This is a genomic window from Neobacillus niacini (assembly GCF_019749295.1).
Classification (GTDB): Bacteria; Bacillota; Bacilli; order Bacillales; family Cytobacillaceae; genus Neobacillus; species Neobacillus niacini_D.
Window position 1 is genome coordinate 187263 of the sequence record NZ_JACWFG010000008.1, and the last position, 12404, is coordinate 199666.

Genomic DNA, 12404 nt, shown 5'->3' on the forward strand with positions numbered 1-12404 from the left:
TTTGAAACAACCAATTGGTGTCATTGATTCCGGAGTTGGTGGATTAACGGTAGCTAAGGAGATTATGAGACAGCTTCCAAATGAAAAAATTATTTATTTGGGAGATACGGCAAGGTGTCCATACGGTCCAAGACCTCTTAAGGAGGTAAAAAGGTTCACCTGGGAGCTGACTTCATTTTTATTAGAAAAGAACATAAAAATGCTGGTCATTGCCTGTAACACTGCAACGGCTGCAGTCCTAGATGAAATAAGAAACGAACTAAGTATCCCTGTTATAGGTGTAATCTACCCTGGAGCACGTGCGGCGATTAAAACGACTAAAAACTACCGCGTAGGGATAATTGGAACAGAAGGAACAATCAAGAGCGGTGCTTATGAAAAGGCATTAAAAGCATTAAACAGCCGTTTATATATTGCAGGACAAGCATGTCCAAAGTTTGTACCTCTCGTTGAGAGCGGGGAATATGACGGGGAAATTGCGGAACGAATTGTCGTTGAAGCACTTAAGCCTCTGCAAAATCAAAATTTAGATACACTGATCCTCGGATGTACCCATTATCCTTTGCTTGAACCCCTTATTCAAAAAGTGATGGGTGAAAATGTAAATGTCATCAGTTCGGGGGATGAAACGGCCAGGGAAATTAGTGCGATTCTCCAATATAATGGAATCCTTGAAACAAATGAGGACAAGTCAGAGCATGAATTTTATACGACAGGCTCAAGGTATATTTTTTCAAAAATTGCTTCTCAGTGGCTTGGAGAACACATTCATAATGTTAAAAAAATTAAATTATAATTAAGCTCTCTTTACAGGAGCTTATTTTTTTTTGAAAAAAATGAAAGAATGTCCTATTTTTCTTTCCGAAGGCGGTCTAATTAGTTTGATAGGCTCGTATACATGATAGTACAAACTGTCTTAGGAGGGAAAAAATATGTCAAAAAATAAAGTGAAACCGCTAGTTACAGCTGTTTTTGCTTCAACACTACTATTATCGGGGTGCGGTTTGTTTGGAAAAGAAGTTCAGAAAAAAGTAGATCCGCCAAAAGAGGTAACAGTAACCGATACAGCCCCAACTAAGGAAACCACTGGTAAGAGTGAAGAAGTCGAAGGTACAGTGAAAACAGAGTTATACTTAATTAATAAAGATGGACTGGTGGTACCACAAACATTAACACTGCCAAAAACAACCTCTGTAGCGAAACAGGCCCTAGAACACTTAGTAGCTAATGGACCTGTTACAGACATGCTGCCAAATGATTTCCGAGCAGTTCTGCCAGAAGAAACGCAAATTTCAGTGAACATTAAAGATGGTGTCGCGGTGGTTGACTTCTCGAAGGAGTTTAAGAATTACCAGCCAGAGGATGAAAGAAAGATTCTCGAATCCATCACATGGACACTTACACAATTTGATTCTGTGAATAAGGTTAAGCTGCAAATGAATGGACATGAATTAACGGAAATGCCTGTTAATGGGACACCAATCAGTGAAAATCTATCAAGGGCCACAGGAATTAACATTGATACTGCCGGGGTTATTGATATCACGAATACAAAGCCGGTTACCGTCTATTATATTGGCGGTGAAGAAGACTCGTACTATTATGTACCTGTTACGAAGAGGGTAAATACAAGTGAAAAAGATAATGTTGTCGCGGTCGTAAATGAATTGGTAAAGGGGCCGAATGCAAAATCTAATCTTGCTTCTGAGTTTATGCCGGATGTGGAGCTTTTAGAGAAACCAAAAGTTGAAGATGGAAAAGTAACCTTAAACTTCAATGAATCTATTTACGGAAGCTTTGAAGAAAAAATTGTTTCTGAGCATTTATTAAATGCACTTGTTCTTTCATTAACTGAACAAAAGGACATTGAAAGTGTTGCCGTTACAGTAGATGGCAAGGCTGAGCTGGTAAACGATAAAGGTGAAAAATTATCAGAGCCGGTAACTCGTCCAGAAAAAGTCAATACAGGTAGTTTCTAAAAATATATTTTTGATATACTATATAGTGATAATCGAAAGAGGTTGCCTTCGGCTTCCTCTTCTTTATTTGAATTTAGAAATGCCGAAAAAGGTGGGAGAGGCATTCTCACCATAAGGAGGAAAAAGTTGTGCGTGTTGATGGTAGAGAACGACTGCAATTAAGACCCATACATATTGAAACAGGTTATTTAATGCACCCAGAAGGCTCGGTCCTTATTTCAGTGGGGAATACAAAGGTAATATGTACAGCGAGTATTGAGGAAAGAGTGCCTCATTTTATGCGGGGAGAGGGAAAAGGCTGGATCACCGCAGAATATTCTATGCTGCCTCGGGCAACAGAGACGAGAAATATTCGAGAATCTTCTAAAGGGAAGGTTACCGGCAGAACAATGGAAATCCAGCGTTTAATTGGACGCGCATTACGAGCGATTGTTGATTTATCATCACTAGGTGAAAGAACCGTTTGGATAGACTGTGATGTCATTCAAGCAGATGGCGGTACAAGGACTGCATCGATTACAGGTGCATTTGTCGCAATGGCGATTGCACTCAATCGTCTTGGAGACAAAAAGGGATTCAAATTCCCAATAACAGATTACTTAGCAGCTACGAGCGTTGGAATTTTAAAAAACAACGAAACCGTACTCGATTTGAATTATGCTGAGGATTCCAAAGCATTAGTTGATATGAATATCGTAATGACAGGAAATGGTGAATTCGTAGAATTACAGGGAACTGGCGAAGAATCTACATTTTCGTATGACCAGCTGCAGGACCTGTTAGGCGCAGCACAAGAAGGTCTAATGGAACTGTTCGAGCATCAAAAAACGGCATTAGGAGAAGAAATCACCGCGAAAATTGAAGCAAGACGAAAGAAATAAGGGGATATGGAGTTATGAAGGAAGTAATTATTGCCACTAAAAATCCAGGTAAAGCTAGAGAATTTGAACATATATTTGCCCCAAGAGGAATCGCTGTTAAGACACTGTTGGATTATCCTGAAATTGAGGATGTTGAAGAAACAGGGTCAACTTTTGAAGAAAATGCAATTTTGAAAGCAGAAGGTGTTTCAAAAGCATTAAATAAAATGGTAATTGGCGATGATTCCGGATTAATCGTAGACGCCTTAGAAGGCAGACCAGGAATCTATTCAGCCCGTTATGCTGGTGAGGAGCCTAAGGATGATCAGAAAAATCTTGAGAAGGTTCTAGACGAATTGAGGGGCGTTTCTGAAGAGGACCGTACAGCAAGATTTTATTGTGCGCTTGCCGTAGCACTGCCAGGCAGTAAGACCATTACTGTGTTTGGGACCTGCGAAGGGCGAATTCTTGAGGAGCAAAGAGGAACAAATGGCTTTGGCTACGATCCAGTCTTTTATGTACCAGACAAAAACCGTGCTATGGCAGAACTAACTGCAGACGAAAAGAATCAAATTAGTCATCGAGCCAATGCACTTAAAAAGCTTGATGATATGTTAGATTCTATCGTGGAAAGTGCGGAATAATCATGAGCAAGGTCCTTGTTCTAAGTGATAGTCATGGTCTTACTGGTGAGCTCGAGGTCTTAAGGGAACGGCATTTGAACGAAGTAGATTTAATGATTCATTGCGGAGATTCTGAAATGATGCCTGACGATAAAGTTATGAATGGCTATTTAACTGTAAAGGGAAATTGCGATTTTGGCAGCTATCCATTAGAAACAACAACAGAGATTGCTGGAAGGAAGTTCTTTATTACCCACGGTCACAGGTATTCAGTAAAGTCTTCCTTAATGAATTTAAGCTACAAAGCAGCCGAAGTTGGTGCGGATATTGCCTGTTTCGGGCACTCTCATGTATTAGGAGCAGAAGTTATTGGCAATACTTTGTTTTTGAACCCAGGAAGCATACGTCTTCCAAGGGAACGCTTTGAAAAAACCTATGTAATCTTAGATTTGCTGGAAGAAACCATCAAAATGTCTGTATTTGATATCAGCGGTAAGGAAATAAAAGAGTTAGCATATGAATTTGCATTGCCAAAACGGTGAGGGAAGATCACTCTTTCCTCATTAATAGCTGGAGTGACCGAAAACTTTTTTAGAAGGGATTTCGGTCACTCCAGACTATCTGCAATGCCCCAAAAGCTTTTTCTGGAAGGGTTAGGGTCACTCCAGGGTGCCTGCAATGCCCCAAAAGCTTTTTCTGAAAGGGTTAGGGTCACTCCAGGGTGCCTGCAATGCCCCAAAAGCTTTTTCTGAAAGGGTTAGGGTCACTCCAGGATACCTGCAATGCCCCAAAAGCTTTTTCTGAAAGGGTTAGGGTCACTCCAGGATACCTGCAATGCCCCAAAAGCTTTTTCTAAAAGGGTTAGGGTCACTCCAGACTATCTGGAATGCCCAAGAAGCTTTTTCTGGAAGGGTTGAGGTCACTCCGGGCTGCCTGCAATGACCCAAATGTTTTTCTGAAACATCTAAGGTCACTCCAAACCTAATTTAATAGCGATTTTGTTCGGCAATAAAACATTTTTAAATAAATTATAAAAAACTTTTCAAAAGCTGTTGACTTTTATATATATCCTTTATATAATAAATCTTGTCTTTGAAAAACAAATACGTCCCAGTAGCTCAGCCGGATAGAGCATACGCCTTCTAAGCGTACGGTCGGGAGTTCGAATCTCTCCTGGGACGCCATTTAACTACATACCAAAACGCTATATATAAGCCTTCTAGGACGCCTAATCAAATTTAGACGTATGCTAGAAGGCTATTTTTATGATAAAAAAGAGAATATAGGCATTGCGGAGTACTTGAGCGGTTTATGGGTTGGATAGGCCAAAACTTAGTACAAAGGTTGGATTAGAGCATTACAATCAAACGGTTGCTTGCAATATGTGAAGAATATTGTAAGAGGAGCCCTGAAGGTAATTTACAAAAATTGCTCCTCACGTGTTTAATTATTTTTAAATCTAGTAAAAAGAGAAACTATCCCATCCATTTCTTGTTTACTAATAGTTGCAGAATAAAATCCGTCTACTCCCATTTCATAAAAATAAATCAATTTCTCAATGTTCCATATTGGGTGAGTATAAACATATACATTTAAATTATGCAATTTCTCAATGAAATTTCTATTTACTCTTGAAGTAGGTATCGTGACGGCTTTTATTTGTTTTACATTATCTTTTATAAAATTTAAAACCTGTTCATTATTATCAGGTGATGAATATAAAGTATAAATAATATTTTCAAACTTATAAATATTATTTACAGTAGTTAACATCTCTTGGTTATAAATTTGTGGAATAATTCTATTTAGAATTGCTGGATCGTAATGAGCACATTTAATAATTTGTGAAAATTGCTTTTTCATATTAGCAGGATCTAAATGTTTGGTATCTGTTACGATAGTGATATCAGGATAAAAAATTAATAACTGAATTATTCCATTTATATCTAAAGGTGTATATTTTTTATTAATGCTTTGTCTCATGAAATAATCATATGTCCATGGTTTATTATCGATTGGGGTCTCCGGAGTTTGCCGTAAATGTTCGGCATAAGTTAATCTCCAGTCATGTCTTGCTACAAGAATACCTTCTAACGTTAATTCAAAATCAACCTCAAAAACCCTGCTCCCTTTACTATAATAAGAATTTAGGAAAGCCTCTAAACTATTCGTGTAGTAATGTCCGTCAATTTCTCCCATAGCATGTGAGATTAACTTAATATCCTTTAGATAAGGTTTAGAGACGTTCATATTACCAAAATCTTCAGGATTTAACTTAATATCATTGGCTTCTAATACCATTCCATGTCCGATTCTCACATTGAATAAAGTAGAAATACCGATTAAAAGGATACTGAATAGCAGTATTGTTATTCTTCTTTTTCTTGTAATCCTCATAATCCATGATACCTCCGTATAAACCACAAATTCTATTGAAAATACCAGTTGAAAATTCTTCATTAAAGACATATACAAATTATTATGTTGTAATTGCCTCAATACTATAAAACCTTTTTATCAGAAACACTGTGGTTCTCCCCCGTACAGAAGGTGAGTTTTTTTGATTTTCTTAAAATTCATGCTACACTATTTTCCATACAGAAGCAGAGGACGGTACAAAGTATGAAAAAACGGGAGCGAGCGAAACGAAAAGACAATATTATATTCCTTCCCGGACTCGAAAAGAGATTAACGGATAAGGGCCTTGAGAGCCTCCAAAATAAGAGGTATCAAGAAGCCATCACCTTGCTTGAGGAGGCAAGGGAGCATGACCCTGAAAATAGTGATATTTTAATAGGTCTCGTGCTTGGATACTTTGAAGCGGGAGCCTATCAAAAAGCCAAAGTACTGGCTAACGATATGCTGCTAAAGGGAATTGGCGACTATTTTCATTTAGTGGACCTATATTTAACAATATTAATCCAGCTTCATGAATACCAGGAGATCGTCTCCACAATCGAAGCTTTATTTGACGAAAAGGAAATTCCTCCTGAGCGGCATGATCATTTCTTAACTATTCTGCAGTTCAGTCGACGAATGGCGGACAACGACATAAATGACATAGAGGAAGAGCCGATTGAAGCTCCACAAGAACAATCCTATCCGAAAGAGCTCAACTTAACGTCACTTAAAAATATAAATGAGCAAATGCTTGTTATTTCAAGGTTGGCAGAAAAGAATATCCGGCCTTATATAGAGGAAATCAAAGAATATCTTACCTTAGAGCCGGGCCATCCGTTTCTAAAAACAATGCTGCTGACCCTTTTAAAAGAGCAGGAATACGACAAGGAAATTATGGTTGAAAAATTTCAAGAAAATCATAGAATTGTACCAACAGAACTTCCAGACATTCAATCACAGCCAAGAATGATAGAAATAGAAAACCTGCTAGAAAAAAATTTAGAAAATAATGACCCTGTATTATTTGAAAATCTTAAAGGAATGGTAGAACGGATTTTCTTTATCTCCTACCCTTTTGAATTCAAGCCTGAAGAATCGTCAGCATGGGCTGCGGCCTTTCACTTACTAGTACTAGATTATTTTGGAGCTCATTCTGATTTGAGTGCTCTATCAAATGAATACGAGATCTCTCCTGAAAAAATAGAGCAGGCACTCGCAAAAATTAGAGAATTAGAAGAAATTTCTTATCCTAATATATAGGGAACTCTGTTGAAAGGAAAAAATTCTGTGTTATAATGTAAGGGTTGCATTGTGTAAAACCTATATTTTACATAAAAAAAGTGGAATATTTCTTGAATGGACAAGAACTTATTCCTACCATATTCGTTACGAATGAAATGATAATAGATTGTTGGAGGGAAATGTATGACAGTGAAATGGGAAAAATTAGAAGGTAACACTGGCGTCCTTACTGTAGAAGTAAGTGCTGAAAAAGTAAATGAAGGCTTAACTGCAGCTTTTAATAAAGTTGTTAAGACAGTTAATGTACCAGGCTTCCGTAAAGGGAAAATGCCTCGTCCAATGTTTGAAAAGCGTTTCGGTGTAGAATCTCTTTATCAAGATGCATTAGATATTCTTCTTCCAGAAGCATACGGAAGTGCAATTGACGAAACAGGCATCGAGCCAATCGATCGTCCTGAAATCGACATCGAGCAAATGGAAAAAGGAAAAGAACTTATCTTCAAAGCAACTGTACAAGTGAAGCCTGAAGTAACATTAGGCGAGTACAAAGGATTAGAAGTAGAAGAAGTCGATACAACTGTTACAGACGAAGATGTAGCAAAAGAATTAGAAACTCTTCAAAACCGTCAAGCTGAGCTTGTTGTAAAAGAAGAAGGTACTGCTGTACTTGGCGATACTGTTGTTCTTGATTTTGAAGGATTCGTTGATGGTGAAGCATTCGAAGGTGGAAAAGCCGAAAATCATTCACTTGAATTAGGTTCTGGTTCATTCATTCCAGGATTTGAAGAGCAGTTAGTAGGAGTAGCTACTGGCGAATCTAAAGAAGTTGAAGTAACTTTCCCTGAAGAGTACCATGCAGCAGAACTTGCTGGTAAGCCAGCAGTATTCAAAGTAACTATTCATGAAATCAAAGGAAAAGAACTTCCTGCATTAGATGACGAGTTTGCAAAAGATGTTGATGACGAAGTTGAAACATTAGACGCATTAAAAGAAAAAATCAGAACTCGTTTAGAAGACAGCAAGAAGCACGAAGCTGAGCACCACGTTCGTGATTCTTTAGTTGAAAAAGCTGCTGAAAATACACAAGTAGAAATCCCTGAAGTTATGGTAACGAGCGAAGTAAACCGTATGCTTCAAGAATTCGAACAGCGTTTACAAATGCAAGGTATGAACCTTGAGCTTTACTTCCAATTCTCAGGTCAAGACGAAAATGCTTTACGTGAGCAAATGAAAGAAGAAGCTGTTAACCGCGTTCGCGTTGCTTTAACTCTTGAAGCAATTGTAAAAGCTGAAAACATCGAAGTAACTGACGAAGAAGTAAATGCTGAGCTTGAAAAAATGGCTGGAATGTACAACATGACAGTTGATAACATTAAGCAAGCATTAGGCGGCTTAGATGGAATCAAAGGCGATCTACAAAAGCAAAAAGCAGTTGAATTCTTAATCGAAAATAAAAAATAATAAATATTGTAAAAATATGGCACGATTTTATCGTGCCTGTTTTTATACATTTTTTCAATTACATATTATAATAAAGACAGGGAAACCTTTTTAATGTCTAGCTACAGCGCCTAGGGGCTCGGGGTCATAAGCCAATCCGTCAAAAAGGTTAAGGAGCAACCTTTCTGCCGGCTCGTCTTATGCCTGTCGCCCCTGGACAAGGCGCTTCCGCTTTTCTATTAACAAGCAAGAAGTACAAAAAACATATGCAGGAAAAACAGATTTACATATCGAATTAAGTAAAACACGCTTTATGAAAGATTGATTTTTATAAAAAGTGGTTAAGCTTAATGGGTAAACAGGAAAACATTTAAAGTGTGTCAAAACAAAAATGCGCTTTCATAAAAAACATAGTTGAGTAAAGCTTTTTATTTCCAGTACGCTATATCCATGTGTTACAATGCAATACATACCGCTGAATCGTTTCGAAATAGAAAGTGATTTTTGTTTGTGTTACACAACTTTAAATAGGGTTATAAGACGTTTTAAGGGGTGAAAGAATTGTTTAAATTTAATGATGAAAAAGGACAATTAAAGTGTTCCTTCTGTGGAAAGACACAAGATCAAGTACGTAAATTGGTCGCTGGACCAGGGGTTTATATATGTGACGAGTGTATTGAGCTATGCACAGAAATCGTGGAAGAAGAGCTTGGAACCGAAGAGGAAGTAGAATTTAAAGACGTTCCTAAGCCGAAAGAAATTTGTGAGATTCTTGATGATTATGTCATTGGTCAAGACCAAGCAAAGAAATCGCTGTCAGTAGCGGTTTATAATCACTACAAACGAATCAATTCGAATAGTAAGATTGATGATGTTGAGCTTTCAAAAAGTAATATCGCTATGATTGGACCAACTGGTAGTGGTAAAACATTATTAGCTCAGACATTAGCACGTATTCTTAATGTTCCGTTTGCGATCGCAGATGCAACATCACTTACTGAAGCAGGTTATGTTGGGGAAGATGTTGAGAATATCCTATTAAAATTGATTCAAGCAGCTGATTACGATGTGGAAAAAGCTGAAAAGGGTATTATTTATATTGATGAAATTGATAAAATTGCCCGTAAATCAGAAAATCCTTCGATCACAAGAGATGTGTCTGGTGAAGGCGTACAGCAAGCACTATTAAAAATTCTTGAAGGTACTGTTGCGAGTGTTCCACCTCAAGGCGGACGTAAACATCCACACCAAGAATTTATTCAAATCGATACAACCAATATCCTATTTATTTGCGGTGGTGCGTTTGATGGTATTGAGCCAATAATTAAGCGCCGTTTAGGTCAAAAGGTAATTGGGTTTGGTTCTGATGTTAAGCAGCAGGAAATTTCTCAGAAAGAGCTTCTTTCTAAAGTATTACCTGAGGATTTACTCCGCTTCGGTTTAATTCCTGAATTCATCGGCCGTCTGCCTGTTATTGCTAGTCTTGAGCAGTTAGATGAGTCAGCATTGATTGAAATCTTAACGAAGCCAAAAAATGCGTTAGTTAAGCAATATCAAAAGATGCTTGAAATCGATGAAGTCGAATTGGAATTCGAAGAAGGTGCACTTCACGAAATTGCGAAAAAGGCGATTGAACGTAAAACAGGTGCCCGCGGATTACGTTCGATTATTGAAGGAATCATGTTAGACGTAATGTTTGATCTTCCTTCTCGTGATGATATTCAGAAGTGTATCATTACAAAAGAAACGGTGATCGACAACAGTCTTCCAAAGCTTGTCTTAGAAGACGGAACCGTTGTAGCAGAAGAAAAATCTGCTTAATAATATTTAAACGAGAGACCCGGCGTAAATCGCTGGGTCTTTTTTATATAAATTAAACCTTCCATCTTAAACAGTTTCTTACAAATTGTGGTTTATTCCATCTCCATGCAGGAAATACTTATTAATATCTAGCCAAGTTAACTGTAGCAGGAGGGAAATGTATGAGTTGGACGGGGATTGCCCTATTTATACAGCTGTTTTTTGGAATAATCATTGGGCTGTATTTTTGGAATTTATTAAGAAACCAACGGACACAAAAGGTTTCCATTGATCGGGAATCCCGTAAGGAAATGGAACAGCTCCGAAAAATGAGATCGATTTCATTAACAGAACCATTATCTGAAAAAGTACGCCCTGTAAGCTTCGATGATATTGTTGGACAAGAGGATGGAATCAAATCATTGAAGGCAGCATTATGTGGTCCAAATCCTCAGCATGTTATTATTTATGGACCGCCTGGAGTAGGGAAAACGGCTGCTGCCCGCTTAGTTTTAGAGGAAGCAAAAAAGGTACAAAAATCACCATTTAAACAAAACTCTGTCTTTATTGAATTAGACGCAACCACTGCTCGTTTTGATGAAAGAGGGATTGCTGATCCTTTAATTGGCTCTGTTCATGATCCTATTTATCAGGGTGCAGGTGCGATGGGACAAGCAGGGATTCCACAGCCAAAGCAAGGTGCTGTAACAAATGCACACGGCGGAGTCCTATTTATTGATGAAATTGGCGAACTGCATCCGATTCAAATGAACAAGCTATTGAAGGTCCTTGAGGATCGAAAAGTGTTTCTGGAAAGTGCCTATTACCACGAGGAAAATACACAAATTCCTACCCATATCCATGATATTTTTAAAAATGGCCTGCCGGCAGATTTTCGCTTAATCGGTGCAACAACAAGGACTCCAAGTGAGATACCACCCGCAATCAGATCACGCTGTATGGAAGTATTCTTTAGAGATTTAACGCAAGAAGAAATCATACAAGTTGGCAGAAAAGCGGCTGATAAAGTGAAGTTAGACATTAGTGAAGCTGGATTGGATATTTTATCTACATATGCAAGAAATGGACGGGAAGCCGTAAATATGATTCAAATTTCTGCTGGGCTTGCCATTACTGATGACCGTAAGTTTATAAAAGACGAAGACCTAGAATGGGTTGCTCATTCTAGTCAACTTTCACCTAGAATGGAACGAAAGATCAATGACGATTCACGGGTTGGTCTTGTAAATGGACTAGCTGTCTATGGACCGAATACAGGTGCTCTGCTTGAAATAGAAGTTACTGTCATTCCAGCTAAGGATAAGGGTTCGATTAACATTACCGGTATTGTTGATGAAGAAAGCATTGGCGGTCAAGGAAAATCCATTCGCAGAAAAAGTATGGCACGTGGATCAATTGAGAATGTTATCACTGTTCTCCGTTCAATGGGTGTTCCTGCGGATGATTTTGATATTCATGTTAATTTCCCTGGCGGTGTTCCGATTGATGGTCCATCTGCAGGAATTGCAATGGCAACAGGTATTTATTCTGCCATTTACAAAATCCCAATTGATAACAAAGTTGCGATGACAGGAGAAATAAGCATTCATGGAAATGTGAAGCCAATCGGCGGCGTATACCCTAAGGTAAAGGCAGCTCGAAAGGCGGGTGCAACAACCGTGATTATTCCTGAAGAAAACGTACAGTCAATCTTAAATGAAATTAAGGGAATCAGGATTGTACCTGTTACCCATTTAAGTGAGGTTTTTGACATTGCACTCGTCAATAATCTCCCGCGCAATGAAGTCATAACAGCATCCATAGAATTATCTAAAAAAGAATCGATTTAACCATTAACACTTCGGTTTCTCCTAACCGAAGTGTTTTTTCATGAGAGTAGTTTTCGTAAAGCTAAGACTTTATGAAAGAAATCATCATGCTTGGGGAAAATTAATAATATATTGACAAACTTACTTCTGTCACTTTCGTAATATTAGACACAAATTTGCAAATGAGATAGAATTGTACAAAGACGATTTCTGCGTTTTAGCGGGAAAGAT

General features: G+C 38.1%; 10 protein-coding genes and 1 tRNA gene. 10 read left to right on the forward strand and 1 reads right to left on the reverse strand.

Annotated features, from left to right (window positions below; genetic code table 11):
• The first annotated feature begins 1 nt into the window (after window position 1).
• From racE to H0184_RS12485, 6 genes are all read left to right on the forward strand, one after another.
• Window positions 2-796, forward strand: a complete 795-nt coding sequence (racE, locus tag H0184_RS12460; protein WP_221825301.1) for a glutamate racemase — start codon at window positions 2-4, stop codon at window positions 794-796.
• A gap of 136 nt (window positions 797-932) precedes the next feature.
• Window positions 933-1979 carry a GerMN domain-containing protein gene (locus H0184_RS12465; protein WP_221825305.1) on the forward strand — a complete coding sequence of 349 codons (1047 nt, stop codon included), beginning with the start codon at window positions 933-935 and terminating at the stop codon, window positions 1977-1979.
• A gap of 128 nt (window positions 1980-2107) precedes the next feature.
• On the forward strand, window positions 2108-2860 hold the full coding sequence (gene rph, locus H0184_RS12470; protein ID WP_221825308.1) for a ribonuclease PH: 753 nt from the start codon (window positions 2108-2110) through the stop codon (window positions 2858-2860).
• A 14-nt stretch (window positions 2861-2874) separates the two neighbouring features.
• Window positions 2875-3483: an XTP/dITP diphosphatase gene (locus H0184_RS12475; protein WP_221825310.1), complete on the forward strand. Its 609-nt coding sequence runs from the start codon at window positions 2875-2877 to the stop codon at window positions 3481-3483.
• Between the two features lie 2 nt (window positions 3484-3485).
• Complete coding sequence (locus H0184_RS12480) at window positions 3486-4004, forward strand: metallophosphoesterase (RefSeq protein ID WP_221825313.1); 519 nt, start codon at window positions 3486-3488, stop codon at window positions 4002-4004.
• Window positions 4005-4569: 565 nt separating this feature from the next.
• Window positions 4570-4646 (forward strand) — tRNA-Arg (locus H0184_RS12485).
• 259 nt (window positions 4647-4905) lie between these two features.
• On the opposite strand, the gene H0184_RS12490 is transcribed toward H0184_RS12485, so the two are convergent.
• The gene (locus H0184_RS12490) at window positions 4906-5859 is read right to left on the reverse strand and encodes a phosphatidylinositol-specific phospholipase C/glycerophosphodiester phosphodiesterase family protein (RefSeq protein ID WP_221825316.1); all 954 of its coding nucleotides are present in this window, start codon (window positions 5857-5859) and stop codon (window positions 4906-4908) included.
• A gap of 225 nt (window positions 5860-6084) precedes the next feature.
• Here H0184_RS12490 and H0184_RS12495 point away from each other — a divergent pair, with 225 nt between their 5' ends.
• From H0184_RS12495 to lonB, 4 genes are all read left to right on the forward strand, one after another.
• On the forward strand, window positions 6085-7122 hold the full coding sequence (locus tag H0184_RS12495) for a tetratricopeptide repeat protein (RefSeq protein WP_221825326.1): 1038 nt from the start codon (window positions 6085-6087) through the stop codon (window positions 7120-7122).
• A 165-nt stretch (window positions 7123-7287) separates the two neighbouring features.
• Window positions 7288-8565, forward strand: a complete 1278-nt coding sequence (gene tig, locus H0184_RS12500; protein WP_221825334.1) for a trigger factor — start codon at window positions 7288-7290, stop codon at window positions 8563-8565.
• Between the two features lie 540 nt (window positions 8566-9105).
• Complete coding sequence (clpX, locus tag H0184_RS12505; RefSeq protein ID WP_221825337.1) at window positions 9106-10365, forward strand: ATP-dependent protease ATP-binding subunit ClpX; 1260 nt, start codon at window positions 9106-9108, stop codon at window positions 10363-10365.
• Between the two features lie 161 nt (window positions 10366-10526).
• Complete coding sequence (gene lonB, locus H0184_RS12510) at window positions 10527-12194, forward strand: ATP-dependent protease LonB (RefSeq protein ID WP_221825340.1); 1668 nt, start codon at window positions 10527-10529, stop codon at window positions 12192-12194.
• The last annotated feature ends 210 nt before the right edge of the window (window positions 12195-12404 follow it).

Coding starts and splice junctions, on each gene's coding strand:
- tig (WP_221825334.1), top strand. CDS start 7,288: ATGACAGTGAAATGGGAAAAATTAGAAGGTAACACTGGCGTCCTTACT.
- H0184_RS12480 (WP_221825313.1), top strand. CDS start 3,486: ATGAGCAAGGTCCTTGTTCTAAGTGATAGTCATGGTCTTACTGGTGAG.
- H0184_RS12490 (WP_221825316.1), bottom strand. CDS start 5,859: ATGAGGATTACAAGAAAAAGAAGAATAACAATACTGCTATTCAGTATC.
- H0184_RS12465 (WP_221825305.1), top strand. CDS start 933: ATGTCAAAAAATAAAGTGAAACCGCTAGTTACAGCTGTTTTTGCTTCA.
- lonB (WP_221825340.1), top strand. CDS start 10,527: ATGAGTTGGACGGGGATTGCCCTATTTATACAGCTGTTTTTTGGAATA.
- H0184_RS12475 (WP_221825310.1), top strand. CDS start 2,875: ATGAAGGAAGTAATTATTGCCACTAAAAATCCAGGTAAAGCTAGAGAA.
- H0184_RS12495 (WP_221825326.1), top strand. CDS start 6,085: ATGAAAAAACGGGAGCGAGCGAAACGAAAAGACAATATTATATTCCTT.